Origin of the sequence: Xanthobacter sp. 126 (assembly GCF_000526175.1) — a bacterium.
Lineage (GTDB): Bacteria > Pseudomonadota > Alphaproteobacteria > Rhizobiales > Xanthobacteraceae > Xanthobacter > Xanthobacter aminoxidans.
Window position 1 is genome coordinate 1,563,856 of record NZ_JAFO01000001.1, and the last position, 26,577, is coordinate 1,590,432.

Genomic DNA, 26,577 nt, shown 5'->3' on the forward strand with positions numbered 1-26,577 from the left:
GGGCGGTCTCCAGATGTCCCTGACCCTGGCGCAAACGGGCGAACCCTGTCGCGGGGCCTTGCTGGACATTGTTTGTATAATAGTCTATACAAATGTGCAAGAAGGTATCCGCGCCCTTTGCGATTTCGCGGGGCGGACGTTGAGAGGCAGGAATGTCTGGTGCGCCGCGCAGTCTCGCCGCCGATGGTCACAGCCCGATGACGGAGGACGAGGCATCGCCAGCCGCGCCCTCCGTCGCGCGGGGCAGTGGCGTCACGCTGTGGCGGCAGATCGCCGAGAAGCTGGAGGCGGACATCCTCGCCGGCACGCTCGCGCCCGGCGTGCGCCTGCCGGTGGAGGCCGAGCTGGCCGAGCGCTTCGGCGTCAATCGCCACACTTTGCGCCGCGCGCTCTCCCATCTCTCCGAGGCCGGGCTCATCGAGGCGACGGCGGGGCGGGGCACCTTCGTGAAGGAGCCGCCGCTGCGCTATCCCATCGGCCCGCGCACGCGCTTTTCCGAGATCGTGGCCGCGGGCGGGCGCGAGCCGTCCGGCCGGTTCCGCGGCTCCACGGTGGAGGCGGCGGATGCGGACGTGGCGCGCGAGTTGCAGCTCGCCATCGGCACGCCGGTGCTGCGCATCGAGACCACCCACGAGGCGGACGGCGTACCCATCTCCTGCGGCTCGGCCTGGTTTCCCGCCGCCCGCTGCCGCGACCTCGATCTCATCTATGAAGCCACCGGATCGCTGACGCGGGCGCTGGCGACATTGGGCATCGAGGATTTCCGCCGCCGCGAGACCCGCATCACCGCCCGCCCCGCCAATCCGCGCGAGATGGACATTCTCTCCCTCGCCCCCGGCCGCGCGGTGATGGTGCTGGAGCGGCTCGACGTGGAGGCCAACGGCGCGCCGCTGCAATGGGGCCGCTCCTCCTTCGCCGCCGATCGGGTACAGCTGGTTTTCAAGCCCTAGGTGCTTGCGTCAGCCCAATCGTTTGCGCGAGAAATAGGTATCCGAAGGAGGTTCTGCCCCATGGCCGTCGTCGCCGATGAAGCCGCCCTGCGCCGTCTCTATGGTGCTGCTGCCGGACGCAGCGTCGCCAAGCAGCTGGACCGGCTGGACCGGCACTGCCGGCACTTCATCTCGCTGAGCCCGTTCGTGCTCATCGCCACGACCGATGCCTCCGGCGCCGCCGATGTCTCGCCGCGCGGGGATGTGCCGGGCTTCGTTGCGGCGCGCGAGCGCGACCTGCTCATACCCGACCGGCCGGGCAACAACCGGCTGGATTCCCTCACCAACATCCTCGCCACCGGGCAGGTCGGCCTGCTCTTCCTCATTCCCGGCGTGGATGAGACGCTCAGGGTAAACGGCAATGCCTTCATCCATGACGATGAGGAGCTGACGCGCCTCTTCACCGTCGGCGGCAAGGCGCCGCGCACGGTGCTGCGGGTGGAGGTGAAGGAGGCCTACCTGCACTGCGCCAAGGCCTTCATGCGCTCGCGCCTGTGGGAGCCGGAGGCGCAGGTGGAGCGCACCCAACTGCCCACCATGGGCGAGATGCTGCGCGACCAGATCGCCGCCAAGGACGCCGCCGGCGCCGCCTCGCCGTTCGTCACCGAGGCGCCGGAGAGCCAGGAGCAGATGGTCGCGCGCTATCGCGGGATTCTGTACTGAGGCTGAGCGAGACGCCCTTTGAGTGCACCGTCATGCCCCGGCTTGTCCGGGGCATCCACCCCTCCGCCGAGCCGGGTGTCTGAACAACCGCACACCGATTCGGCTGCGAAGTGGATCCCCCCGCACAAGGCGGGGATGACTGCGGAGAAGGTGGGGGAGTGGAGGAAATGGCGCGGGTCCGTACCAAGGCGATCTGCCCGCGCGTTCACCCGATGCGGGATTTGCCGATGATGGCGAAGCGCAGGCGGGAGGAGATGAAGTCGATCACCGCCACCATGATGAGCATCATCAGGACGAGAAACGACACCTTCTGCCATTCCAGCACGCGGATCTGCTCGGCGAGGTGCAGGCCGAGGCCGCCCGCGCCGACGATGCCGACGATGGTGGACTGGCGGGCGTTGGATTCGAAGTAATAGAGCAACTGGCTCGCCAGCACCGGCAGCACCTGCGGCAGCATGCCGAAGCGCACCGCCTCCACGGGCGAGCCGCCGGTGGAGACGACGCCCTCCACGGGCTTCCTGTCCAGCGCCTCCACGGCCTCCGAGAACAATTTGCCCAGCTCGGCAAAGCTCGCGGTGGCGATGGCGAGGATGCCGGCGAACGGGCCGAGGCCCACCACCGTCACATAGATCAGCGCCCAGATCAGCCGGTCCACGCCGCGCACGGTGTCCAGCACGCGGCGGACAGTGAAATGGGCGAAGATGTTGGGAATGACGTTCTTCGCGGCGAGAAAGCCGAAGGGAAAGGCGATGATGGCGCCGCCCAGCGTACCGAGGAAGGCGATGGCCAGCGTCTCGCCGAGCGCGTGCATGTAGAGCGGCAGCTGCGTGCCGGGATCGGGCGGCATCATCAGCGTGACGAAGCGCGCGAGCTGCGCGATGCCGCTGCCCAGCCGGTCGAAATTGAAGCCGAGCTGCCAGAAGCCGAAGGCGGCGATGGATGCGAATGCCGCGATCACCACGCCGGCGCGCACCCGCGTGCCGACGGGCGGCGCGACCAGGTGCGGATGGGTGGCGGCAAGGCGCGCGCGCTCGTCTCCGGAAAGGTGGATGCGGGCCCGGCTCATCGCTGGCCTCCGAAGCCGAGAAGGCGGTGGCGGACCTGCTCGGTGACGAGATCGATGATCATCACCGCCGCGATGATGAGGAGGAGGATGGCGGAGACATCGGAGTAATAGAACTTGCGGATGGCCTCCACGAGGTCCTGCCCGATGCCGCCGGCCCCGACGAAGCCCATGATGGAGGCTTCGCGCACATTGATTTCGAAGCGCAGCAGGCCGTAGGAGGCGAAGTTGGAGAGCACCTGCGGCACCACGGCGAAGCGCACGGTGGTGAGCCAGGAGGCGCCGGAGGCGGTGGCGCCTTCCACCGGCTTCATGTCGATGTTCTCCACCACCTCGGCGAACAGCTTGCCGAGCGCGCCCATGGTGTGGATGGCCAGCGCCAGCACGCCCGGCAGCGGGCCGAGCCCGAAAGCCACCACGAACAGCAGGGCGAACACCAGCTCCGGCACCGTGCGGCAGAATTCCAGGAAGCGGCGGGCGCCGAGGCGTATCCACGGGCTCTTCACCAGATTGGCGCTGGCGAGGAAGCACAGGCAGAAGCCGCCGATGGCGCCGATGAGCGTGCCGAGATAGGCGATCAGGATCGTATCCAGCAGCAGCTTCAGCCAGTGGTCGAGGTTCCAGTACCACTCGGAAAGATCGGCGCCGAGGGTGTTCCAGTGCAGGACCGGCGTGATGCTCCAGAAATAGTTGGGCAGACGGTCCGCGTGGGCGAAGAACACGTCCGGCTTCACCTCGCCCATCCAGGCGGCGAGCACGGTGCACACGGCGATCACGCCGAACATGATCAGCGTATGCCGCCGCCGCGCCCGCACAGCCGCATCGTAATGGGCGATCAGCGGGGCGATCTGCTCGTCGGGCAGCCGGGTGATGGCGTGGGACAAGACCATGTTCTCCCTCGCGCCCCGGCCGACTGGAACGGAGCGGGAGCGCAGTGGAAGGAGAGCCGGGGCCCAGCGCAATACTGCGCCGGAGGTGGCTCAAGCGATGAGGCCGGCGGGCCATGGACGGCTGCGCCGGACCTGATCCTGGACCCCGGATCAGCGCTCCGGCTGCGCCGTCGCTTGTCCGGGGAACCGGCCGCCCAGAGCGCGATCCGATCAAATTGAATCAATTTGATCGGCGCGTGCTCTAGAGGGCGGCTGGAACAGCCTCAGCTCTTCTTCTTGCGCAGCTCGTCCACGAACTTGTTCAGCTCGATGATGCCCACGTAGGATTCATTGTCGATGGGCTGCCAGAGCTGGCTCTTGCCTTCATAGATCTTGTCGAAGGCGGCCTTGTCGTTCTTCTCGATGGAGAAGAAGGCGTCGCGGATCTTGGCCTTCAGGTCGGCCGGCAGGTCCGAGAGATAGGCGTAGGGCGAGTTCACGATCTGGTCGGACTTGAAGATGATGCGGAAGTCGCCGTACTTCGCCATCCCCTTGCGCTCCATGCGCCGGAGGTTGGACTCGTTCTCGTCGTTCCACCAGTTGAAGGCGGCATCGCACGTGCCCTGCTGCACGCCGATCACCGCGTTCTCGTGCGAGCCCGCATAGACCACCTTGCCGAAGAAGTCGTCGGGCTTGATGCCCATCTTGTTCAGGGCGAAGCGCGGCACGTTGTTGCCGGAGGTGGAGTTGGGATCGACGAGGCAGAGGTTCTTGCCCTTCAGGTCCTCGATGGACTTGTAGGGGCTGTCGGCCTTCACATAGAGCACCGAGTGATAGCCCTTGGTGCCGTCCGCATTCACCTCGATGGCGAAGGCGTCGATCTTGGCGCCGGTCATCAGCGCGCGGGCGAAGGAGGAGGGGCCGTAATAGGCCATGTGGATGTTGCCGGCGCGCTGGCCCTCGATCACCGCGGCATAGTCGTTGGCGACGCGCAGCGTCACCTTGGTGCCGAGCTGCTTGGTGAGATAGTCCATGAGCGGCTGGTAGCGATCGGTGACGCCGCTGCCGTTCTCGGCGGGGATCACCGCGAACACCAGCTCGGGATACTTGGCCTTCCAGTCCTGCGCGGCGGCGGCGCCGGCGGACATCACGAGCGCGGCGGCGGCCGCGATCAGGCTACGACGGTTCAGCATGTCTCGTGCTCCTGTCGGACGAAATCGAAACTGGGCAAGCAGGGTCGGCCGGCCCGCGGTCGCGGGTCGGCGCGGAAGGCACGCGCTCAGGCGAGCGCGGCCGCTTCGGGGATGCCGTCGTCGGCGGCGACGGGACGCCGCGCGGGCGTGTCCATCACCTCGCCGGCCTCCAGGCCGTAGAGATCGTGCGCCACCTGCTCGGTCAGCGCCGCGGGCGCGCCGTCGAACACCACGCGGCCCTGCGCCATGCCCACGAGGCGGTCGCAATAGGTGCGGGCGAGGTCGAGGGAGTGCAGGTTGCACAGCACGGTGATGCCGAAGTGCTTGTTGATGCGCAAAAGCGCATCCATCACGATCTTGGTGTTGCGCGGATCGAGCGAGGCGATGGGCTCGTCGGCGAGGATCAGCGCCGGCTCCTGCGCCAGCGCGCGGGCGATGGCGACGCGCTGCTGCTGGCCACCGGAGAGGCTGTCGGCGCGCTGGGCGGCGAGGGGGGCGATGTCGAACTGGTCGAGGGCGGAAAGGGCGATGGCCCGGTCATCCGCGCCCCAGCTCTTGGTGAGGGCGCGCCAGGCGGGAACGGTGGCGAGGCGGCCCATGAGCACGTTGGTCAGCACGTCCAGGCGGCCGACCAGATTGAACTGCTGGAAGATCATCGCCGCCTCGGCGCGCCATTGGCGCAGCGCGTGGCCCTTGAGGGCGGTGACGTCCCGTCCGTCGAAGGAGATGCGGCCGGAAGAGGGGTCCTGCAGGCGGTTGACCATGCGCAGCAGAGTGGACTTGCCGGCCCCGGATCGGCCGATGACGCCCACGAAGGCGCCCTGGCCGATGGCGAGGTTCACGTTGGATACGGCCTCCTTGTCGCCGAAGCGTCGGGTGAGGCCCTCGATCACCAGCATCCGGAGGCTCCCAGAGCACGCGCCGGCCCGCTTGCAGGGCAAGCCGGCCGGACAGCGCGGTCTCGATCACTGGCCGGTGGAGAATCGGTCGGCCTGAGCCAAGGCGATCCACACCAGCGCGTCGGGAGGTTGGATAGCGCGGCTCCGCAACACCCATGTGACGATGCCGCGCCAAGCGCTGCGCCGTTGGGCCAAGGCGCCGCCAACAGCCAGGGCACCGCCAATCGTCGCGCCGGCGCGTCTGTGACAGGCGGTTTGTGACGGCGCGCGCGGGCGCGACGGCGGCGATGTCAACGACGTGTCATGAAGGGCAGGCAGAAGGGCGGCGGTATCCGGCGGCGCGACTGCCCGTGTTTCCGGACCTGGAACGAGTGGCGCCGGGGAGGTTGGCTCCCCGGCGCCTTCGATCGACCGGACCCCGGTTATTGCTGTTCTCGGGTCCCATGAGGGCGGTGGCGGGTCCTGACCTCAGACCAGACCGAGCAGCACAGCGCCAACGAAGCCGAAGGCCGCGCACGTCTCGATCACGGTGAGGAGATGGCCAAGTGTCACCTTATGCCTCGCAGGGTCGATCTTGAGAGAACTTTAACAAACTCTCAAAATGCGGAAAGAGGTAAGTTGTGCTGCATCGCCGCTGCAAAGTATTGCAGCGCATGACTTTCCGCAGTGCGGCGCGCGCCAAGTCGCGCCCCCTTCTACGCTTTCCCTTCCGCTGCGGCGCACGGTCGGCCGCGGTGGAATACTGCATGTCAGGCGGTAACGGCGGCTTCCACGAGGCTCGCGACGGCCAGCGCCTGCCGATCCCGCCCGAAACGCCCCACCACCTGCACGCCCACGGGCATGCCGTTGGCGGCGGAGAGCCCCGCCACATTGATCGCCGGGCACCCCATCAGCGTCCACAGCCGGTTGAAGATGGCCGAGCCGGTGGTGGCGAATCCCTCCGGCGCGGGGCCGGGGGCGGAGAAGGTGAGGATGGCATCCACCTCCGCGAACACGTCCCCCAGCGCATGCCGCGCCCGCTTCGCCGTGCGTCGCGCGCCGTCATAAAGGTCGGGCGGAATGGCGCGGGCGGCTTCGAGATGGCCGCGCAGCAGGGGTGAAAGCCGGTCGCCGTCATAGTCCAGCTCGTCGCCGAGGGAGAGCGCGGCCTCGAAGTCCTGCACGGTGCCATGGATGGCGTCGGCCGCCTCCAGCGCCTCGGGCAATTCCAGATCGAAGATGCGGGCGCCCCTTGCCTCCGCGGCGCGGGCGGCGGCGTCCAGCGCGGCGTGGGCGTCAGGCGAGGCGGCGCTGGCGCGGGCGGTGCGCACGATGGCGATGCGCGGCGCTTCGGCGGTCTCCTCGCCGATATCGAGGCCGCGGCCGGCGATGGCATTGGCGGCGAAGGCCACGTCGCGCACCCGCGCGCCGAACAGGCCAACGGTGTCGAGATGCCAGGAGAAGGTCTTCATCCCCAGCGTCGGCAGCAGGCGGAAGGTGGGCTTGTAGCCCGTGACGCCGCAGAAGGCGGCCGGGCGGATCACCGAGCCGCCGGTCTGGGTGCCGAGCGCCAGCGGCAGCATCCCCGCCGCCACCGCCGCAGCGGACCCCGCCGACGAACCGCCGGGGGAGAAAGTGAGGCGGCGCGGATTGCGGGTGCGCGTCGGCTGGAGGAAGGCGAACTCGGTGGTCTCGGTCTTCCCCACGACGAGGCCGCCGGCGCGGCGTGTCATGGCCACCACCGGCGCGTCGGTGCGGGGGCAGTAGCCGGCATAGATGGGGCTGCCGTAGGTCGTGGGCAGGTCGCGGGTGTCGAGGATGTCCTTCACCCCAACCGGCAGGCCGGCCAGCGGCGTCGCGGCGAGGCCGCGCGCGCGGGCGGCGGCGCGGGCCGAATCGAGATCGAGCGTCACGAAGGCCCCGACCTCGCTTTCGTGCGCGGCGATGGCGGCGGCGACCTGTTCGAGCACGGCTTCAGGCGTGGTCCGGCCGGAACGGATATCGGCGGCAAGATCTCGGGCGGAAAGCAGGCTCATGCGCTCACTCTTCGGCATCCATGGGCTGCCACCATGCGCAACACCGGCGGCCGAGGCAATGGCGGGGCGAGGGCGCTCCACGGCTACCCTCTTTCCCCGTGCGGAGGGGGATTTCGCCGACAGGGGACGGGCCGGCGCTTTCGGGAAAGGCCGCCCCCTCTCCCCCGGCCCCTCTCCCTCGAGGGGAGAGGGGAGGAGGGCAGTGCATCGCCCCTCACATCCCCGCATACAGGGGGAAGCGGGCGCAGATGTCGCGCACGGTCGCGCGCGCCGCGACTTCGGCCTTGCCGTTGGTCTCGGCGCCGTTGGCCGCGAGGCCGGTGAGCACGTCGGCAATCAGGTCGGCCACCGTCTCGAACTCGGCCACGCCGAACCCGCGCGTGGTGCCGGCTGGGGTGCCGAGGCGGATGCCGGACGTCACGGCCGGCTTCTCCGGATCGAACGGAATGCCGTTCTTGTTGCAGGTCAGGCCGGCCCGCTCCAGCGCGGCTTCTGCCGCCTTGCCGGTGACGCCGAACGGCCGCAGGTCCACCAGCACCATATGGCTGTCGGTGCCGCCGGAGACGATGGCCGCGCCGCACTCCGACAGCCGGGCCGCCAGCGCCCGCGCATTCGCGACCACCTGCGTGGCATAGGCGCGGAACTCGGGTGTCAGCGCCTCGCCGAACGCCACGGCCTTGGCGGCGATCACATGCATCAGCGGGCCGCCCTGCAGGCCGGGGAACACAGCCGAATTGAGCTTCTTCGCCAGCGCCTCGTCATTGGTGAGGATCAGGCCGCCGCGCGGGCCGCGCAGGGTCTTGTGGGTGGTGGTCGTCACCACATGGGCGTGGGGGAAGGGGGACGGGTAGGCCCCGGCGGCGATCAGCCCGGCATAGTGGGCGGCATCCACCATCAGCAGCGCGCCCACCTGATCGGCGATGGCGCGGAAGCGGGCGAAATCGATGATGCGCGGATAGGACGAGCCGCCGGCGATGATGAGCTTCGGCCGGTGCTCCCGCGCCAGGCGCTCCACCGCGTCATAGTCGATCAGGGCGGTGTCCGGCGTGACGCCGTAGCCGATAGCGTTGAACCACTTGCCGGAGAGGGTGGGCGGCGCGCCGTGGGTGAGGTGGCCGCCGGCCGCCAGCGACATGCCGAGCAGGGTGTCGCCGGGCTTCAGCACCGCCATCAGCACGGCCGCATTGGCCTGCGCGCCCGAATGGGGCTGCACATTGGCAAAGCCCGCCCCGAACAGCGCCTTGGCGCGGTCGATGGCGATCTCCTCCACCACGTCCACATGCTCGCAGCCGCCGTAGTAGCGCTTGCCGGGCAGGCCCTCGGCATACTTGTTGGTGAGCACCGAGCCCTGCGCCTTCAGCACCGCCTCGGACACGATGTTCTCGGAGGCGATCAGCTCGATCTGATCCTGCTGGCGCCGAAGCTCCGCGCGGATGGCATCGAACACGGCGGTGTCTTCGGCGGAGGAGGGGGAGACGTGGAGGGTCATGGGCGGTTTCCTCGTTTGGGGGGCATTCGGACAAAGTTTTCCCTCTCCCGTCGCGGGAGACGGGGGCGGGGATGGGGGCTTCCCCGGTCTTCCCGGCGTCATGGCAAAGGGCGCGGACACCCCTCGCCCTGCCCCTCTTCCGCATGGGGAGAGGGCCGCGGTTCAGCATTCCGGGACGTTCACCGCGAGACCGCCTTGCGAGGTCTCCTTGTATTTGGACTGCATGTCCGCCCCCGTCTGGCGCATGGTCTCGATGACCTGATCCAGCGAGACGTGATGCACCCCGTCGCCCCGGAGCGCGAGGGAGGCGGCGGCGATGGCCTTGTTGGCGCCGAAGGCGTTGCGCTCGATGCAGGGGATCTGCACCAGCCCGCCGATGGGATCGCACGTCATGCCGAGATGGTGCTCCATGGCGATCTCGGCGGCATTTTCGATCTGCGCCGGGCTCGCCCCGAGTACGCAGGCGAGCCCCGCCGCGGCCATGGCGGCGGCGGAGCCGACCTCCCCCTGGCAGCCCACCTCCGCACCGGAGATGGAGGCGTTGCGCTTGATGAGCGCCCCCACCGCCGCGGCGGTCAGCAGGAACGCGCGCAGCTGGGCGTGGGTGGTGTCCGGGCAGATGTCGCGCACATAGCGCAGCACCGCCGGCACGATGCCCGCCGCGCCATTGGTGGGGGCGGTGACGATGCGCCCGCCGGCGGCATTCTCCTCGTTCACCGCCATGGCGAAGACCGAGACCCAATCCATGATCTCGTGGGGCGGCCGGCGGTTGGCGTGGCGGTCCGCCTCCAGCTGGTCGCGGATGGCCTTGGCCCGCCGCCGCACGCGCAGGCTGCCGGGCAGGGTGCCCTCCTGCGCGAGGCCGCGATCGATGGAGGCGAACATGGCGGCGAGGATCGCGTCGAGCTTCTCCTCCACCTCTTCCGCCGGGCGCAGCGCGCATTCATTGGCCATTTGCAGGCCGGCGATGGTGAGGCCCGTGCGGGCGCAGGCGGAGAGCAGCTCGGATGCGGTGGCGAAGGGGTGGGGAACCTCCATCGCCTCCGGCTCGCGCGGCTCGCCCTCGGCCACCACGAAGCCGCCACCGATGGAATAGAAGACCCGTTCGTCGAGCCGCGCGCCGTCCGCGTCATAAGCGCGGAAGCGCATGGCGTTGGAGTGCAGCGGCATCAGCGTGTCGAAATCGAAGATGAGATCGGCCTCGGGATCGAAGGCGACGCGGGCGCCATCCACCTCGATGGACTTGCGGATGAACAGCCGCGCCACCAGCGCCGGCACGTCGTCCGGGTCGAGCGTATCCGGCCGCGCGCCCATGAGGCCGAGCGCGATGGCCCGGTTGGAACCGTGGCCCTTGCCGGTCCAGGCCAGCGAGCCGAACAGCTCGGCGGTGATGCGGGCGGTGCCAGGGGGCAGCGCCTCCCGGAAGCGGCGCGCCGCCACCATCGGCCCCACGGTGTGGGACGAGGACGGCCCGATGCCGATCTTGAACAGGTCGAACACGCTGGTCATCCGTCTCCCTCCGGGAACGGTGCGATTATTCTACCGCTTTTTCAAATACTTGTCGCGCATCACTTGACCCGCGTCCAGGGCGGGGCGAAGCTTCATCATGCTTGCCGGCGGGGGCGCCTGCTCGTCCCCTTGCGACTTTCGTCTGGAACAGATGCGACACGTTCTCTCCGCCCGTCCCGGCCCGTCCGCCAAGCTCCGGGTGGGGTTCGTGCTGCTGCCCAACTTCACGCTGACGGCCTTTTCCAGCTTCGTGGACATGCTGCGCCTCGCCGCCGACAAGGGCGACCGCTCCCGCCCCATCGACTGCTCCTGGCAGGTGATGAGCCCGCGCCTGCGTCCCGTCCGCTCGTCCTGCGGCATCGACATCCAGCCGACCGCGGACCTCTTGGACCCGAAGGCGTTCGACTACATCGTGGCGGTGGGCGGGCTGCTGCGCGGGGTGCCGGCGCAGGCCGACCCTCTGGCGGCCTATCTCAGGCGCGCGGCGGCGGCGGGCGTACCGCTCATCGGCGTGTGCACCGGCTCGTTCCTCCTGTGCCGGCTGGGGCTCATGGCGCAGCGCAAATGCTGCGTGAGCTGGTATCACTACCGCGATTTCCTGGATGAATTCCCCACCCTCGTGCCGGTGGCGGACCAGCTGTTCGTGGTGGATGGCGATCGCATCACCTGCTCGGGCGGGGCCGGCGTCGCGGACCTCGCCGCCCGCCTCGTCACCGAGCATCTCGGCGCCGCCACGGCCCAGAAGGCGCTCAACATCCTCCTCATTGATCGCCCCCGCGCGGCCGAGAGCGCCCAGCCCGCCCCGCGCCGGGCGGAGGGGACGGTGGACGACGCCCGCGTCTCCCGCGCGCTGCTGCTGATGGAGCAGAACCTCGCCGAGCCTTTGGCCATCGCCGACATCGCGGATGCCCTCGGCGTCGGCGTGCGGCAGCTGGAGCGGCTGTTCGCGGACCGTTTGCGGGAAAGCCCGCAGGAAAGCTATCTGGCGCTCAGGCTGCGCCATGCGCGCTGGATGTTGGCCAACACGCGCTTTTCCGCCGCCCGTATCGCCGCCGACCTCGGCTTTGCCGACGGCTCCCATTTCGGCCGCGCCTTCAAGGCCCGCTTTGGTGCCACCCCCGCCGCCTTCCGCCGGACACTCTCGCCGCGCTCCGAGCGGATCGAGGGCGACGGCGAAGGGCGGGTGTTCGAGACGCCGTAGGCGGCCTTCCGCGCCGATCAGACGGTCGCGAAGATCAGACCGCCGCGAAGATCAGACCGTCGCGAAAATCTTGGCGAAGTCCCAGTCGTCCTGTGCGACGCCGCTGTTGGTGTAGGTCAGGTGCCCGACCGCATCCCCGTGGTCGCGGCCGAGGGACCACATGGCGAGCGAGGCGATGTGGTCGTTGCCATCCGCAAAATCCACCAGCTGCTGCGCATCCTGCAGGGTGAAGACCTCGCTCTGCACATCGTTGATGCCGGCCATGGGGGTAATGCCCACCTTGGCGTCGATGCCGAGAGTCTGGAGCTGGGCGATGGTGGCTTCGGCGGCGTCGATGGCGTCTTGCCCCATGTCGCCGGTGTCGTTCTCCGTCCCGTAATTCATCACCATGATGTTCACGGTGTCGATCTCGACTCCCGCCGCGTGGGCGGCCGTCAGCAGGTCGAGGTCGTCCTGGGTCAGGCCGGTGGGCAGGACCGGGAGGGTGAAGGAGACGGACAGGTCCGGATTGTCGGCTTCCAGCGCCACAAGGGCCGCATTGCGCAGGGCGCTGGCGGTGTCGTTGGTCAGCGCAGCGCCCTCGATGTCGAAGTCGAGTGAGGTCACGCCATAGGTGTCGATCACCGACTGGTAGGCGGCGGTGAGCGCCGTGGCGCTGCTGAAATAGAGCGCCGGTTCCTCGGCATGACCGCCGCCGAACGAGATGGTCACGTCCACCCCGTTGGCCTGGAGGTCCGCGATGACACCGCTGATGGAGGTGCCGTCGGCCAGCGCATCGCTGGCGATGGAGCCCACACCGGCCCAGCCGATCTCGTTCGTCCCGGTGCCGACGATGAAGGCGAGCGTGACGGCCGAGACGTCGGCATCGGCGACCGCCTGCACGATATCGGTATGCTGGCTGGAGGCCAGCCACAGGTCGATATAGGGCGAGAAAACCTGGCCGTCGGCCGCATGGCTGCCGGCCGCGTCGGTGGTTATGGACAGTGGGGTGGAGGCGGTCGATGCACCGGCCTCGTCGTGGGCGACGATGGTGAAGCTGTAGCCGGTGTCCGCCGACAGGCCGGCCACCTTGAAGCTGCGCTCCGTCGTGCTGCCGACGAGGGTGCCGTCCTGATAGATGTCGTAGGCGGAGATCGTGCCTACGCTGAAGATTTCCGCGGCGTCCCAGGTGAGCGTCACAGACGTGTCGGTCGTGGTCGCGGCGTGGAAATCATCCGGCGTCTGGGGAGCGACCGGGATCAGGTCGGCATAGCCGACCTTGGTCCAGACATGGCCGGACCCTGCCGGACCGTAGTCGTGCTCGGGATCGCTGCCCAGCGTCCACCACTTGGCTTCATAGACCACATGGCCGACCGTCACCTGATCGCCGGCGATGTAGGCGGTGGTGGCGGACCAGTCGGGTGCATCATCTATCACGGGCAGGGTCCCACCCGAGCCGGACGAGCCGCCCGTCGCGTCGGCGATGGCATCGGCCCAGGCGTTCGTCACCAGGCTGGTCTGGGCGGTGATGTTGTCGGTGGAGAGGTTGGCGAGGCTCACCCCCTCCAGCGTGATCGTGCGCTGGTTGGCGGCGAGGACGATGACGACCGACCCGTTCACCTCGGCGATGGTGAAGTCCTGCGGCAGCAGCCAGCCGAAGTCCAGCTTGTCCTGCGCCGGGTCGAAGTCGAGGGTGGTCTGCGTGTTCCACTGCCAGCCCACGGTGTAGGTCGTCGGAGCGTGATAGGTGGGGCTGGGCGCGGTCGTATCATGGTCGACGGCGAGCTCGGTGTTCCATTCCGTGAAGGTGGAGCCGACCGTACCGTGGATGTTCGCCAGGGTGAGGTCGTCGAGGCTGACGCCGACGAGAATGTAGGTCTGCTGGGACGCGGGCAGGAAAATCACCGCGGAGCCATCGACCTCGGCGAGGGCGAAGTCGGCCGCCGCCAGGTTACCGAAATCGAGCACGTCCTGCGACGGGTTGAAATTCACCAGGGTGTTGGTGCCGTAGTCGGCGGCGATCGTCACCGTCTGGCCGGTGACGGGATGGCTGTCGGCAAGGGCCGCCGTCCATGCGGCGAAGATGGAGCCGTCATTGGCGACGATGTTGGCGATCGAGAGATCCGCGAGGGTAACGCCCTGCAACGTATAGGTCTGCTCCGTGGACGGCAGCGAGATCACCACCGAACCCGCCACCTCAGCGATGGTGACGTAGTCCGCGCTCACCCAGCCGAAGTCGATGACCTCCGTAGCCGGATTGAAAGTGTCGACCTCGTGAAGGCCCCAAGTCCACGTCAGTGTAACGTTTGCCATGCCATCCCCCTGTACCGGCTTGGGGGATTATAGGTCTGGCGAAGCCATGATCAATGGTTGATACAGTAAAAATTTGATCGGGAAACGTGTTGCTTATGCTTAAATGATGTTTTGTATGGTTCGATTCCAAGAAAGATTATTAGAATTATTCAGGTTTAATCGGAAAGTATAGTATTGGCCGTGCGCGCTCGCCGTCGCCGCATTTCTGGTTGTTCTTTCATGAAATGCACGCTCCACGCTGGGGCGCGGCGGTGCGAGGGTGCGTTGTACTTCCATGCTGCAAGCGAGGGCTTGACCATGCGGCATCAACAACCTGCGACACAGACTTGCTTTACGCACACCTGAGCTGGCGTTCGGTCCGCGCCTTTCCCGCTACGCCTCCGGGACGTTGCGCTCCAGCTCGGCGAGCCACACGCCCGGCCCGCTGTCGGAGGGCTGGCGCCAGTCGCCGCGGGGGGAGAGGGAGCCGCCGGAGGAGATCTTCGGCCCGTTGGGCAGCGCCGAGCGCTTGAACTGGCTGGTGAAGAAGCGCGAGAGGAACACCTTCATCCAGCGACGGATTTCGGCGAGGTCATAGGCCCGCTTCTCGCCCTCGGGGATGCCGCGCGGCCAGCGCCCCGCGTCCTTGTCCGCCCAGGCGTGCTCGGCGAGGAAGGCGATCTTGGACGGCGGAAAGCCGTAGCGGGTCAGGTAGAAGAGCGTGAAGTCCTGGAGCGGGTAGGGGCCGATGATGCTCTGGGTGGACTGGATGGTGCCCCCTTCGGTGGCCGGCACCAGCTCCGGGGAAATCTCGGTGGCGAGGATGGCGTGGAGGATGCTGGCCGTCTCCTCGCTCACGTCACCGGACGCGGCGACGAAGCGGATGAGGTGCTGGATCAGCGTCTTCGGCACCGAGGCGTTGACGTTGTAGTGGGACATCTGGTCCCCGACGCCATAGGTGCACCAGCCGAGCCCCAGTTCGGAGAGGTCGCCGGTGCCCACCACGAGGCCGCGATGGTGGTTGGCGAGGCGGAACAGATAGTCCGTGCGCAGGCCCGCCTGCACATTCTCGAAGGTCACGTCATAGGCCGCCCGGCCCTCGGCGAAGGGGTGGCCGAGATCGGCCAGCATCTGCCGGGCGGCGGGGCGGATGTCGATCTCCTCGGCGCTCACCCCGAGCGCGCGCATCAGCGCCCAGGCGTTGCCCTTGGTCTCGTCGGAAGTGGCGAAGCCAGGCAGGGTATAGGCCAGCACGTTGGAGCGGGGATGGCCGACGCGGTCCATGGCGCGCACGGCGACGATGAGGGCCTGCGTGGAATCAAGGCCGCCGGAGACGCCGATGACCACCCGCGACATGCCGGTGGAGGCGAGGCGCTGGGCGAGGCCCTGCACCTGGATGTTGTAGGCCTCGTAGCAGTCTTCCGTGAGGCGCGCCGGATCGTTGGGCACGAAGGGGAAGCGCGCCACGTCGCGCGCGAGGCGCACGGGCTCGGCGGGCGGCTCGTAGGCGAATTGGGCGGTGCGGAAGGGCGGGGCGCTGTCGCGCTCCAGCCGCGCGCACTCCCCGAACGTGTTGACCCGCATGCGCTCCTGCCGCAGCCGCCCGAGATCGATGTCCGCCACCGCCATGGTGGCGTCGGGGGCGAAGCGCTCCGCCTCCGCAAGGGTGTCGCCATATTCGAAGATGGCGGCGTGGCCATCCCAGGCGAGATCGGTGGTGGATTCCCCCGGCCCCGCCGCCGAATAGGCATAGGCGGCGATGCAGCGGGCGGATTGGCCGCCGCACAGCAGGCGGCGGGATTCCGCCTTGCCGATGGTGATGTTGCTGGCGGAAAGGTTCAGCAGCACTTCCGCGCCGGCGAGCGCGGCCCGCGTGGAGGGCGGCAGGGGCACCCACACGTCCTCGCAGATCTCCACATGGAAGGTGTAGGGCACCTCCCCCTCGGACCGGAACAGGAGGTCCACGCCGAACGGCACGTCTTCGCCCAGCAGGCGGATGAAGCCGCCGTGCTCGTCGAGGCCGGGCGTGAAGTGGCGGCGCTCGTAGAACTCGCGATAATTGGGCGGGTAGCTCTTCGGCACCACGCCGAGGATCACCCCGCCATGGATCACCACCGCCGTATTGTAGAGCCGCCCCTGATGGCGGAGCGGCGCGCCCACCGCCAGCACGGGGGAGAGATCCTGCGAGGCTGCGACGAGGGTCGCGAGCGCGCCCTCCACCGCATCCAGCAGCGGGGCCTGGAACAAGAGATCGTCGATGGCGTAGGAGGACAGGCCCAGCTCGGGGAAGAGCATCAGGGCGACGCCGTCCTCATGGCCTTGGGTGGCCATCTCCAGCGTCTCGGCAACGGCGAAGCTCGGGTCCGCGACGGCCCCGCGCGGCACGCAGGCCGCAATGCGCAGGAAGTCGTGGCGGTAGAGGCAGCGGTAGTCTCGCATCGCGTCCCTGTCGTCCCGGGTCCGCGCGGGGGCGCGGGCAGGACTCTCCGGTGAATCTCGATCCGGAGCATAGGGCGCGGGGCGGCGAATGCCAGCGCAAGGACGCCCCCTCTCATGAAGCCGGCACCCGCCGGAGCGGGCCGCTCTTTCGTGACACCCGGCGCCCGCCGGAGCGGGCGCCGGGTGGGCCACGTCAGGCCGCCTTCTTGTTCACGTCGGCGGAGGCGAGGCGGGTGAGGAGCTGGTCGGTCTCCTTCTCCTCCTTGAGGGTCGCCTCCAGCAGGGGCACCGCATCGGCGAGGCCGAGCTGGGCGGCCCAGGTCTTCAGCGTGCCGTAGCGGGCGATCTCGTAATGCTCCACCGCTTGGGCGGCGGAGAGGAGGCCGGCATCCAGCGCGTCGGTGCCGGCGAAGTCCTCCATGATCTCCTTGCCCTCGTCCACGATGCCGACGATGGCCGGGCAGTGCTTGCCGCGTGCCGCCTTCCCCATCATCTCGAACACCTGTTCCAGGCGCTCGATCTGGCCTTCCGTCTGCTCCTGATGGGTGAGAAAGGCGGTCTTCAGCTCTTCCGACTGGGCCGATTTCGCCATCTTCGGCAGCGCCCGAAGGATCTGCTTTTCCGCGTAATAGATGTCCTTCAGCGTTTCGGAGAAAAGGTCGTGCAAGGACTTGGCCTGTGCCATGTGGGGGTTCCTTTCGGTTCGCGTTACCGCCGGTTGTTCTGGTGTCGCCGACCCAATTCACACCGCCGCGCCGCCGCATACGCCAGCGCGCATCCATCCGCGGCGGCTACGGGTGGATCGGGTCTGTCCTTGGGCGATCACCCGCGCAAATACGCACCGGGCTGCGAGCACAACGGGCAAGCGGCGGCGAAGTTCCGCAGCGGCGCGGCGCCTAGCGCTGGGCGTCGCGCACGAAGGCGGCGATTGTCTTCTTGCTCTCGGCGTCGATCAGCGCGTCGCCATCCTGAGCGAGATCGGCGAGGGTCTGCGCGCGCAGCGACTGGCGCCACAGCTCTTCCGCCGCCAGCATCCGGCGCTTGATGAAGCAGTCGGTCCTGTAGGCGCAGGGGTCCTTGGATTTTCCCGGGCCGCGCTGGCGGATCTCTTTGCAGGTGAAGGCGGGCTCTTTGCCGTCGATGGCTTCCACGATGTCGAGCAGCGTGATCTCGCCCGGCTGCCGCGCCAGCCGGTAGCCGCCGCGCGGGCCGGGCAGCGCCTCCACGAGGCCGGCTTCGGTGAGGGCGCGCATGTGCTTAAGGAGATAGCTCTCCGACAGGCCATGCATCTCGGCAAGGCTCTTGCCGGGCATCACCTTGCCCGGCTCCAGCCAGCACAGCACCAGCGCACAGTGCAGCGCCGCCTCTACCCCGTCTCCCAACCGCCTCATGCCTGCTCCGGATTGCCTAAGGTCCACGACCGGCACGGACTCTTTCCTACTCCGATAATCATAGATATAATATATCTATGATTCTCGGCCATGGACGGGCGGGATCGCAAATCGGAAGAGACAGACAGGAGAGAGGGCATGGAATCGAGGATGAACGTGGCCGAGGCCGCGCCCGCGCTCTACGCGGCTGTGCGCGCGCTGGACGGGGCGGTGATGAAGTCGGGGCTGGAGAAGCGCCTGCTCCATCTGGTCAAGCTCCGGGCGTCGCAGATCAACGGTTGCGCCTATTGCATCGACATGCATGTGAAGGAGTCGCTCGCCGACGGCATTCCCGCCCAGCATCTCCACATGCTCACCGCGTGGCGCGAATCGCCCCTCTACAGCGCCCGCGACCGGGCGGCGCTGGAATGGATCGAGAGCGTGACGCTCATCGCGCAGACCGGCATTCCCGACAGCGCCTATGCGGCGGTGACGGCGGCGTTCTCAACCGAGGAGATCGCCACGCTCACCATCGCCATCGGCACCATCAATGTGTGGAACCGCATCGCGGTCTCCTCGCGCATGCTGCATCCGGTGGACCGCCCCGCTGCCGCCTGAGGCAATTCCCACCTGAGACACGACCACGAGCGCGCGGGATGGCGATGTCCCGCGGCTCTCCCGCTTCGGCGGCACACAGCAGCACCCGAAACCCGCCATTTCGGTCACGACATCGGTGCTGGGGATAGGCATGGGACTTCCGTTGCGTTCGGGTGGATGATCCGAGCAGATTGAATCGATCTAGCGGGTGCACGTCCAGAGGGTGCGCGCGGCGCGAGGCGGGAGAGATCGGAATGGTGGACAATCGCACGCCGGGTGGCTCATCCATGGATGCGAGCGCAGGCCGCGACTTCTGGCTGCGCGAAGGGCCCTATCTCGCCATCCTCGCCCTCACCGTGGGCGGCGTCGCCTATGTGGCGATGACCCGCCGGCCGCTGGTGACGTTCTGGGAATTCGTGGCGCTGGCGAGCTGCGCGGTGGGCATCTTCGCCGGCTGGGGGCGCGCCACGCTGAAGGAGCAGCGCGTGCGGCTGGTGGTGACGCAGCTCCTCCACTGGGGCGCCTTCCTCGCCGCCATGAACCTCGTGTTCCTGCCGAGCGTGCAGGCGGTGGCGGATGCGGATTCCACCAGCCTCATCGTGCTGCTGCTGCTGGCGCTGGGCAGCTTCGTGGCAGGCGTCCACACCCAGTCGTGGCGCATGGGGCTGAACGGCGTGTTCATGGCCCTCTGCGTGCCGGCCGTGGCATGGCTCGACCAGTCCGCCCTCTTCGTGGCGCTGGTGGGCGCTGCCGCCGTGGCCGGCGCCGGCTTCATCTTGTGGGCCCGCCTGCGGATTTGAGGGGCAAAGGGGGAGCCGGCAGGGAGGGCGCAGCCGGCGCCTTCGTTCCCCGGACAAGCAACACCGCAGGTGGAGCGCCGATCCGGGGTCCAGCGCAAAAAGTCCCGCGCAGCGGGGCAAAACCTCAGAGCGCTGGTTTTTGGAAGCGCCTTCGGCGGCCCTTTGCACTGGGCCCCGGCTTCGCATTCCGCTGGCGCTCCATGCGTCCGGGGCGCGAGGGCGGTTATGGGGCGGCCCCCCTCTCCCCTCGCGGGAGAGGGGCCGGGGGTGAGGGGGCTGGCCGCGCAATCCCGGTGCTGGGGCAAATGGAGCAATACCCCTCACCCCAACCCTCTCCCGCAAGGGGAGAGGGAGTGCTGCCGGCGCAAGGGCGTGGCCGTCGTCCTCCCGGAGCGCCCGTCCGGTCAGCTCCGCCCGAGCGCCCGCGCGATGTCCGCCTGGAGCTGCGGCAGCAGCTCGGCCTCGAAATAGGGGTTCTTCTTCAGCCAGCCGGTGTTGCGCCACGAGGGATGGGGCAGCGTATAGACCGCCACCGGATGGGCGAGCTTTTCCCCCGCCGCGCGCACCGCCCGCCAGTTGGCCACCGTCTCGGTGAGGCTAGGCTTCAGGTGCGCCGCGAGGCCGAGGCGGGCGAGGTGATAGGCCTGCGCCGGCCGCCCCACCGCAAGGATCAGCCGGAATGGCGGCAAAGTGGCGAACAGCGTGTCGTGCCAGGTGGCGACGCATTCCCGCCGGGGCGGCAGGTCGCCCCCTGATGCATCCTGCCCCGGAAAGCAGAAGCCCATGGGGGCGATGGCGATGTGGGCGGCATCGTAGAAGGTGTCCTTGTCCACCCCCATCCAGGCCCGCAGCCGATCGCCCGAGGCATCGGTGAAGGGCAGGCCCGAAAGGTGCACCTTCGTCCCCGGCGCCTGGCTTGCAATCAGGATGGACGCGGCGGCGGACACCTGAAGCACTGGCCGCGGCTCGTGCGGCAGGGGCGCCCCGCGCGGGGCCTCACGGCAGACCCGGCAAGCGCGGATGCGGGCGACCAGCGCGTCGAGGTCGTCCTCAGATGCTGAGCTCAAGCCCGTCCTCGGCCACGGTGAAATGGGTTTGGTCCACCTCGCCCCGCCGCGCCCACATCTCGTCGCCCATGTGGGTGAGGAGGATGTGTTTCGCGCCCAGCGCCTCGCGCTTGGCGGCGATGGTCTCGTAGGCCATGTGGCCGTGCGGGCTGCCCTCGAAGGCGAAGCACTCGCAGATGAAGAGGTCGGCGCCATTGGCGACGGGTAGGAGCGCGTCCGTCCATTCCGTATCGCCGGAGAAGGCGAGGGTGCGCTTGCCGTCGGTGATCCTGAGCGCGGTGGAGGGCGCGCCCGAACCGTGGATCACCTCGGCGGTGGTGAGGGTGAAGGGGCCGTGCCGGGAGGTCGAGCCGGGCTCCACCTCCTTGACCTCGAAGTCGAACCGCCAGGCATTGCTGGCCATCTTCGGGAACAGCACCTCCATGGCCGCGTCCATCCGTACCCTGGTACCGGGCGGGCCGATGATGGTCAGCGACTCGCTCCGGCGGTGGACGAACTGGCCGTCGAGCAGGAGGAAGGGCAGGCCACCGAAGTGATCGCCATGCAGATGGCTGATGAACACCTGCCGAACCGCACTGGAATCCATGCCGAACCGGTGCATTTGAACGAGTGAACTCGCACCGAAGTCGAGGGTTGCGACATGCCCGTCCGTCTCGATGCGGTAGCAGGAGTTTCCCCGCCCGCCCGAGCCGAACGCATCCCCGCAACCCACCACCTTTAGCTTCATGATTTCAAGCCTTTGCGCTCGGCCGCTGGGAGACCACATCGTACCAGCGCTTGAGGTGGGTGTGGTGCTCGGGCACCTCGGTGCGGATCACCCGCAGGAAATCCACCGCCACCAGCATGGTGATGTCCGCCACCGAGAATCGGGCGCCCGCCACGAACGCCCGGTCGGCCAGCTGATCGTTGAAAAAGCCAAGCGCAGCCAATACCTTGGGCTTGTTCGCCTCGCCCCATTGCGGCACCTGCGGCACCTCCATCTGGGCCATGGCCGGGTTGAGATGCCGCAGCACCATCATGATGGGATAGAACAGGTCCAACTCCACCTGCCGCTGCCACATTTCCACCAGCCCCTGCTCCTGCGGCGTGTGGCCGAACAGGTTGGGCTCGGGCTGCAAGGCCTCGAAATAACGGCAGATCGCCATGGTTTCGGCGATGGCGGTACCGTCGTCCAGCACCAGCAGGGGCACGCGCTGGCGGGGATTGAGGCCGGTGAATTCGGTGCTCTTGTGCTCGCCCTTGCCCAGGTCGACGGGCACCAGGGGGACGGAAATCCCCTTTTCCGCCAGGAAGATGCGAACCCGGCGCGGGTTCGGCGCCCGGTTGGTGTCATAGAGCTTCATGGCGGCGCGTTTCCCCTATCGTGACATTTATGGCCAGCGAAAAACCATGCCTGCGGCGACCGCGCAAGGTCCGCCCGTTCCGCGATCAGGGCGCGCGCGGATGCGCGGCCCGGTAGTCGGCGGGAGGCTGGAAGCTGCCCGCCCACAGGCCCCGCCGCGCCGCCCGGGCCTCAGCCTCCTCGCCTTGGTAGGCCTTACCCAGATAGGCGACGGCCAGTCCTTCCCGGACCATCAGCGCGGCGATGTCGGTGCCGCCGACAGTGCAGAAACCGAGCGGCCGCCTGTATTTGTCGCGCTTCTCGGCCCGGCAGGACACCGGGCCGCTGGCCAGCGCCTCGTCGAGTGCAGCCCGCGCCGCCTCCCCGCAGCGCCAAAGGCGGCCATCCCTCTCACAGGTCTGGCGCAGCTCCAGCGCGTCGATGCCGGCGAGGCGGACGTGCGTGCCGCCAATGTCCAGCGTGTCGCCATCCACCGCCTCGGCACGCCCCTCCAGATGCTCGGCGCGCGAGAGCATTTCCACGGCGGCGGCCAGCACGGCGAGGATGATTGCGGCGCGCAGAATATCAAACAAACGCATGGGGTTGGATGATCTGACCTCGGTTGCGCGATGGGTGTCGCACGGTTGGCCGGGAGGATGGGGGCGGGGCGTTAACCAATCGTTAACCTACCTGCCGCAGGAGTCGGGACCAAGGTGACGTCACGCAGGGGCGTCGATTCCACCGACACTCCGACCGCGAAGGGCTCCCGCCGCATGTCCGGCCCCCTCTGCCTCCCGCTCGGCAACGCCGCGGCCTCCCAACCGGAGCCGGCGCAAGCGGGGGAGGGATTCGCGGCGCCGAGGGTCACGTCCAAGGCCTTGATCCTGCTGGCGATCCTCGCCTCTGGTGGTCTCGCTCTGGCGGGTGGTCTTGCCGCGGGGTTTGCGGGTGCGATCCTGGGCGCAGCAGGCGCGGCCTTCGCCTTCATGTGCGTGGCCCGGCATGTCCGGCGCCTCGATGCGGAGCGGGCAGCCGCCGAGGCGCGGGCCCTGGCCGCCGAAGCGGAAAGCCGGCGGGTGGTGGCGGAAAGTCTTGCGAAATCCCGCTTTCTCGCCGAGATGAGCCACGAATTGCGCACCCCGCTCAACACCGTGATGGGCTTTTCCGAGATGATGGCCGAGGAGGTGCTGGGCCCACACCGGGTGCCCGCCTATGCCGGCTATGCCCGCGACATCCACGGCGCCGGCCGGCACCTGCTGGCGCTCGCCGACGACCTGCTCGACCTCGCCCGCATCGAGAGCGGGCACCGCACGCTGGTGGAGACCCCGGTGCGGCTTGATGTGCTGGCCGAAGACTGCCTCGCCATGATGCGCCCCCTCGCGGCCGAGCGGCGCCTCAGTCTTTCCCTGGAACGGCTTGGCATGCCCCGGCTGTGGGGCGACGAACGGGCGATCCGGCAGATCGCCCTCAACCTCTTGGCAAATGCGGTGAAATTCACGCCCCTGGAGGGGCAGGTGCGGCTCGTCGCGGCCGTGGACGCAAAGGGCGGCGCCGTCCTCATCGTTGAGGACAGCGGACCGGGCATAGCGGACAGCGAGCTGCCGCTGGGGGGCGCCCATGCCCGCGAGAGCCGGCTCGATCTCGCGACCGGCCGTGGCGCTGGCCTTGGCCTCGCCATCGCCCGGGGGCTCGCCGCCCTGCATGGCGGGGAGCTGGAGCTTTCCCGCCGCGCCGGAGGCGGAACGCGGGCGCGCGTGACGTTCCCGCCCGCCCGGACCTTGCGCGGGGCCTGAGTTCAACCCTCTGAGACGCCGGCCTCGGCGAAGGTCGCCATGCCGCGATGGCACGCCACGGCGGCCTTCACCACGCCGATGGAGAGCGCGGCGCCCGAACCTTCGCCCAGCCGCATGCCGAGATCGAGCAGGGGCACGAGGCCGAGCCGGTCCAGCAACTGGCGATGGGCCTTTTCCGCAGAGACATGGCCGGCGAGGCAATGGTCGAGGGCGGTCGGGTTCAGGGCGTGAAGCACGGCGGCGGCGGCGGTCACCACAAAGCCGTCCAGCACCACCGGCACCTTCTCGTGCCGCGCGGCGATGATGGCGCCGGCGATGGCGGCGATCTCCCGCCCGCCGAGGCGGCGCAGCACTTCCAGCGGATCGGACAAGTGGTCCTTGTGGAAGGCGACCGCGGCGCGCACGGCGGCGATCTTGCGCTCCAGCACCTCGCCGGCGGCGCCGGTGCCGGCACCCACCCATTCCTCCGCCGTGCCCCCATAGAGGCCGTGGCAGATGGCGGCAGCGACCGTGGTGTTGCCGATGCCCATCTCGCCGAGGCAGAGCAGGTCCGAGCCGCCGGCAATGGCCTCCATGCCGAAGGCCATGGTGGCGGCGCAGACCTTCTCGTCGAGGGCGGCGTTCGTGGTGATGTCAGGGGTCGGATAGTCGAGGGCGAGGTCGAACACCCGCAATCCGGCGTCGAAGGTGGCGCAGATCTGGTTCACCGCCGCCTTGCCGGCGGTGAAGGTGGCCATCATCTGCTTGGTCACGGCGCCGGGATAGGGCGAGACGCCGCGGTCGGCCACGCCGTGGGTCGCGGCGAACACCGCGACCATGGGGCGATTGACCGTGGGCATGGAATTGCCCTGCCAGGCAGAGAGATGGGCGGCGATGGCTTCGAGCCGGCCCAGCGCGCCCGGCGGCTTCACCAATTGTTCCTGCCGGGCGATCGCCGCCTCGCGGGCACCCTCGTTGGGGCCGGGCAGGGTGGCGACGAGCTGGCGGATGTCGTCGAAGGGCGAGCCGGTATCTTGCGGGAACATCGGACGGAATGACCTCTGGGCGCCGGCTTCGCCGGGCGGGGAACGCTGCCGCTCAATAGAGCGGGCGTCCCGATCCGGCAAATCCGCCCCGCCGCCCGGCGGGGCGACGGGTACCGCTCAGCCGCCCTGCTGGGCCTGGGCCACGTGGTCGCGCAGTTCCTGAAGCGAGGCGAAGCGGACCACGCCCGTGGGCAGCTCGGCCTGGATCGAGCCGTCGGAATAGAGGGTGTAGGCCATGCCGCCGACGATGCCGGACTTCAAGATGCGCGGCTCGTCGGGCTCGCGGGCGGGAGCCGGCGCGGGCACCGGAGGCGGCGTCTCGGGGGCGGCGCGGGCCGGGCGGGGCGGCGGCTCATAGCCGGTGCGCGGACGGGGCGGCGCAGGCGGGGCGGCCGGCGCCTCGGGGGCGGGCTCGGGGCCGCGCTGAAGCCGCTGGCGTCGGGCCTCGACCATCGGGTCGGCCGGCTGGCCGGCCTCCGGGGGAGGCAGCAGCGGGGAGGGGCCGGCGGGTCGGCGAGGCGCGGGCGGCCGGTCAGTTTGGCGCTCTTGCTGGCGCTCGGGGGCGCGCTCTTGCGGACGCTCCTGCGGCCGTTCGGCCGCGCGGTCACGGGCCGGAGGCGGTGCGGCCTCGGCGTCCGCCTCCTCGGGGGAGAGCAGATCATCCACGGAGAGGCGAGGCGTCGCGCTGCGGCCGGCGCGGGCGGAACGGGCCGCCGGCTGCGCTGCGGCTTCCTCGGCCTCGGCCTCACCGGCCGGATAGGAGCGCTCGATCTGCCGGGTCAGCCGGTCCAGCTGGCGCAGCACCAACCCCATTGCGGTGATGACAAAGCCACCCGAGGCGGCGACGGCGCCAGTGGTGATGAGGGTATTACCGAAGGCCGAGACGTAGATCGTCACCCCGAGGCCGATGACCGCAAGCCCGGCCAGAGCGATAAGAACGCCGAGAAGGACCAGGAACCACCACATCTCGCACCCCGCTTCCGCATGCCGGACTCAGCCGGTCTAATCAAAGGTGGTACCTCGGCGCGAAAATCGGCCGCTTCAAGGTTGTTTGATGGCGAGCACGACCCTATCTAGGTCCACGCTCGGACATGTCGTATACCCGGTATGGCACCGGGGCAGCGATTTCGCCCCGGGCGAAATGCCGGATAGATTGCGGAGATGTTTCATGTCCTTCACGCTGCCCGACCTGCCCTATGCCTATGACGCGCTTGCGCCGTACATGTCGCGCGAAACGCTGGAATACCATCACGACAAGCACCATCTCGCTTATGTCAACAATGGCAACAATCTCCTAAAGGGAACTGAATTTGAAGGGAAAACCCTTGAGGAGATCGTCGTGGGCTCGTTCGGCAAGAACGCCCCGCTCTTCAACAATGCCGGCCAGCACTACAACCACCTCCATTTCTGGAATTGGATGAAGCCCAACGGCGGCGGCCCCATCCCCGGTGAGATCGAGAAGAAGATCATCGAGGACATCGGCTCGGTCGAGAAGTTCAAGGAGGACTTCATCGCCGCCGGTGTCGGCCAGTTCGGCTCGGGCTGGGCCTGGCTCGCGCTCAAGGACGGCAAGCTCGTCGTGCTGAAGAGCGCCAATGGCGAGAACCCGCTGGTGCAGGGCGCGACCCCGATTCTCGGCGTCGACGTGTGGGAGCACTCCTACTACATCGACTACCGCAACCGTCGCCCCGACTACCTGAAGGCGTTCGTCGACCACCTGATCAACTGGGACTACGTGGCCGAGCTTTACGGCAAGGCCGTCTGACGGTTTCCCTCCCGGGCCTGCGCCTCCTCGGATCGCGCGGGCCCGCATGGGGTATTCGGGGCGGGGGCAACGCGCTGATGCAACTCCGGCGCGCAAGTGCCCATCTAAGACGCGGCGGCTGCGTTCTTCTTTTCTCGCCAGTGATCGACTCTGCCTCCCAAGAACATTTAGCCGCTTAACCTTACCATTGGTCAGCGACGCTGCCGCAATTGCTCCCGAAGCTGCCTTAATTTTTTGCA

23 protein-coding genes and 1 pseudogene are annotated in these 26,577 nt (G+C 68.5%); 7 read left to right on the forward strand and 17 right to left on the reverse strand.

Annotated elements, in window-relative coordinates; genetic code table 11:
• The first annotated feature begins 152 nt into the window (after window positions 1-152).
• Window positions 153-950, forward strand: coding sequence for a phosphonate metabolism transcriptional regulator PhnF (gene phnF / locus XAN126_RS0107335; RefSeq protein WP_081762551.1), 798 nt, complete (start codon window positions 153-155; stop codon window positions 948-950).
• Between the two features lie 60 nt (window positions 951-1,010).
• Window positions 1,011-1,652 (forward strand): pyridoxamine 5'-phosphate oxidase family protein, encoded by a 642-nt coding sequence (locus tag XAN126_RS0107340; RefSeq protein WP_024277946.1) that lies wholly within the window; start codon window positions 1,011-1,013, stop codon window positions 1,650-1,652.
• Window positions 1,653-1,857: 205 nt separating this feature from the next.
• Here the strand turns inward: XAN126_RS0107340 and phnE (XAN126_RS0107345) are convergent, their stop codons facing one another.
• The 7 genes and pseudogenes from phnE (XAN126_RS0107345) to XAN126_RS0107380 form a co-directional block, all read right to left on the reverse strand.
• Window positions 1,858-2,718: a phosphonate ABC transporter, permease protein PhnE gene (phnE, locus tag XAN126_RS0107345; RefSeq protein ID WP_024277947.1), complete on the reverse strand. Its 861-nt coding sequence runs from the start codon at window positions 2,716-2,718 to the stop codon at window positions 1,858-1,860.
• Window positions 2,715-3,599, reverse strand: a complete 885-nt coding sequence (gene phnE, locus XAN126_RS0107350) for a phosphonate ABC transporter, permease protein PhnE (protein WP_024277948.1) — start codon at window positions 3,597-3,599, stop codon at window positions 2,715-2,717. Before phnE (XAN126_RS0107350) ends, phnE (XAN126_RS0107345) begins: the two co-directional genes overlap by 4 nt.
• A 269-nt stretch (window positions 3,600-3,868) precedes the next feature.
• Window positions 3,869-4,777, reverse strand: coding sequence for a phosphonate ABC transporter substrate-binding protein (gene phnD, locus XAN126_RS0107355; protein WP_024277949.1), 909 nt, complete (start codon window positions 4,775-4,777; stop codon window positions 3,869-3,871).
• Window positions 4,778-4,929: 152 nt separating this feature from the next.
• A pseudogene (gene phnC, locus XAN126_RS0107360) lies at window positions 4,930-5,676 on the reverse strand (phosphonate ABC transporter ATP-binding protein); the annotation flags it as partial.
• A gap of 749 nt (window positions 5,677-6,425) precedes the next feature.
• Complete coding sequence (locus XAN126_RS0107370; RefSeq protein WP_024277951.1) at window positions 6,426-7,685, reverse strand: amidase; 1,260 nt, start codon at window positions 7,683-7,685, stop codon at window positions 6,426-6,428.
• Between the two features lie 220 nt (window positions 7,686-7,905).
• A complete protein-coding gene (gene glyA, locus XAN126_RS0107375) occupies window positions 7,906-9,180 on the reverse strand; it encodes a serine hydroxymethyltransferase (protein WP_024277952.1) in 1,275 nt (424 codons plus the stop codon).
• A 162-nt stretch (window positions 9,181-9,342) separates the two neighbouring features.
• Window positions 9,343-10,689 (reverse strand): L-serine ammonia-lyase, encoded by a 1,347-nt coding sequence (locus XAN126_RS0107380; RefSeq protein ID WP_024277953.1) that lies wholly within the window; start codon window positions 10,687-10,689, stop codon window positions 9,343-9,345.
• Window positions 10,690-10,840: 151 nt separating this feature from the next.
• Between XAN126_RS0107380 and XAN126_RS0107385 the strand changes: the two genes are divergently transcribed.
• Entirely contained in the window at window positions 10,841-11,890 is a 1,050-nt protein-coding gene (locus XAN126_RS0107385) for a GlxA family transcriptional regulator (protein ID WP_024277954.1), read from the forward strand.
• Window positions 11,891-11,941: 51 nt separating this feature from the next.
• Here the strand turns inward: XAN126_RS0107385 and XAN126_RS0107390 are convergent, their stop codons facing one another.
• The 4 genes from XAN126_RS0107390 to XAN126_RS0107405 form a co-directional block, all read right to left on the reverse strand.
• Window positions 11,942-14,182 carry a fibronectin type III domain-containing protein gene (locus XAN126_RS0107390; protein ID WP_024277955.1) on the reverse strand — a complete coding sequence of 747 codons (2,241 nt, stop codon included), beginning with the start codon at window positions 14,180-14,182 and terminating at the stop codon, window positions 11,942-11,944.
• A gap of 372 nt (window positions 14,183-14,554) precedes the next feature.
• Window positions 14,555-16,600, reverse strand: a complete 2,046-nt coding sequence (locus XAN126_RS0107395; protein ID WP_024277956.1) for an NAD(+) synthase — start codon at window positions 16,598-16,600, stop codon at window positions 14,555-14,557.
• A 193-nt stretch (window positions 16,601-16,793) separates the two neighbouring features.
• Window positions 16,794-17,285 (reverse strand): ferritin-like domain-containing protein, encoded by a 492-nt coding sequence (locus XAN126_RS0107400; protein WP_024277957.1) that lies wholly within the window; start codon window positions 17,283-17,285, stop codon window positions 16,794-16,796.
• A 211-nt stretch (window positions 17,286-17,496) separates the two neighbouring features.
• On the reverse strand, window positions 17,497-17,991 hold the full coding sequence (locus tag XAN126_RS0107405; protein WP_024277958.1) for an Rrf2 family transcriptional regulator: 495 nt from the start codon (window positions 17,989-17,991) through the stop codon (window positions 17,497-17,499).
• A 138-nt stretch (window positions 17,992-18,129) separates the two neighbouring features.
• Here XAN126_RS0107405 and XAN126_RS0107410 point away from each other — a divergent pair, with 138 nt between their 5' ends.
• Together XAN126_RS0107410 and XAN126_RS0107415 are read left to right on the forward strand one after the other, a co-directional pair.
• Window positions 18,130-18,588 (forward strand): carboxymuconolactone decarboxylase family protein, encoded by a 459-nt coding sequence (locus tag XAN126_RS0107410; protein WP_024277959.1) that lies wholly within the window; start codon window positions 18,130-18,132, stop codon window positions 18,586-18,588.
• Between the two features lie 233 nt (window positions 18,589-18,821).
• Complete coding sequence (locus XAN126_RS0107415; protein ID WP_024277960.1) at window positions 18,822-19,367, forward strand: hypothetical protein; 546 nt, start codon at window positions 18,822-18,824, stop codon at window positions 19,365-19,367.
• A 404-nt stretch (window positions 19,368-19,771) separates the two neighbouring features.
• Here XAN126_RS0107415 and XAN126_RS0107420 read toward each other — a convergent pair whose 3' ends face one another.
• From XAN126_RS0107420 to XAN126_RS26080, 4 genes are all read right to left on the reverse strand, one after another.
• Window positions 19,772-20,434 carry a uracil-DNA glycosylase family protein gene (locus XAN126_RS0107420; protein WP_024277961.1) on the reverse strand — a complete coding sequence of 221 codons (663 nt, stop codon included), beginning with the start codon at window positions 20,432-20,434 and terminating at the stop codon, window positions 19,772-19,774.
• Window positions 20,418-21,161 carry an MBL fold metallo-hydrolase gene (locus tag XAN126_RS0107425; RefSeq protein WP_024277962.1) on the reverse strand — a complete coding sequence of 248 codons (744 nt, stop codon included), beginning with the start codon at window positions 21,159-21,161 and terminating at the stop codon, window positions 20,418-20,420. The genes XAN126_RS0107420 and XAN126_RS0107425 overlap by 17 nt, the downstream gene beginning before the upstream one ends.
• A gap of 4 nt (window positions 21,162-21,165) precedes the next feature.
• The gene (locus tag XAN126_RS0107430) at window positions 21,166-21,777 is read right to left on the reverse strand and encodes a glutathione S-transferase (RefSeq protein WP_024277963.1); all 612 of its coding nucleotides are present in this window, start codon (window positions 21,775-21,777) and stop codon (window positions 21,166-21,168) included.
• Between the two features lie 85 nt (window positions 21,778-21,862).
• The gene (locus XAN126_RS26080; protein ID WP_038225075.1) at window positions 21,863-22,354 is read right to left on the reverse strand and encodes a thermonuclease family protein; all 492 of its coding nucleotides are present in this window, start codon (window positions 22,352-22,354) and stop codon (window positions 21,863-21,865) included.
• A 114-nt stretch (window positions 22,355-22,468) separates the two neighbouring features.
• Between XAN126_RS26080 and XAN126_RS26085 the strand changes: the two genes are divergently transcribed.
• Window positions 22,469-23,548 carry a HAMP domain-containing sensor histidine kinase gene (locus XAN126_RS26085; protein ID WP_155982247.1) on the forward strand — a complete coding sequence of 360 codons (1,080 nt, stop codon included), beginning with the start codon at window positions 22,469-22,471 and terminating at the stop codon, window positions 23,546-23,548.
• 2 nt (window positions 23,549-23,550) lie between these two features.
• Here the strand turns inward: XAN126_RS26085 and cobT are convergent, their stop codons facing one another.
• Both cobT and XAN126_RS26930 read right to left on the reverse strand, forming a co-directional pair.
• A complete protein-coding gene (gene cobT, locus XAN126_RS0107445; RefSeq protein ID WP_024277965.1) occupies window positions 23,551-24,573 on the reverse strand; it encodes a nicotinate-nucleotide--dimethylbenzimidazole phosphoribosyltransferase in 1,023 nt (340 codons plus the stop codon).
• A 117-nt stretch (window positions 24,574-24,690) separates the two neighbouring features.
• The gene (locus tag XAN126_RS26930) at window positions 24,691-25,539 is read right to left on the reverse strand and encodes a hypothetical protein (RefSeq protein ID WP_024277966.1); all 849 of its coding nucleotides are present in this window, start codon (window positions 25,537-25,539) and stop codon (window positions 24,691-24,693) included.
• 202 nt (window positions 25,540-25,741) lie between these two features.
• Here XAN126_RS26930 and XAN126_RS0107455 point away from each other — a divergent pair, with 202 nt between their 5' ends.
• The gene (locus XAN126_RS0107455) at window positions 25,742-26,338 is read left to right on the forward strand and encodes a superoxide dismutase (protein ID WP_024277967.1); all 597 of its coding nucleotides are present in this window, start codon (window positions 25,742-25,744) and stop codon (window positions 26,336-26,338) included.
• Window positions 26,339-26,577: the final 239 nt, after the last annotated feature.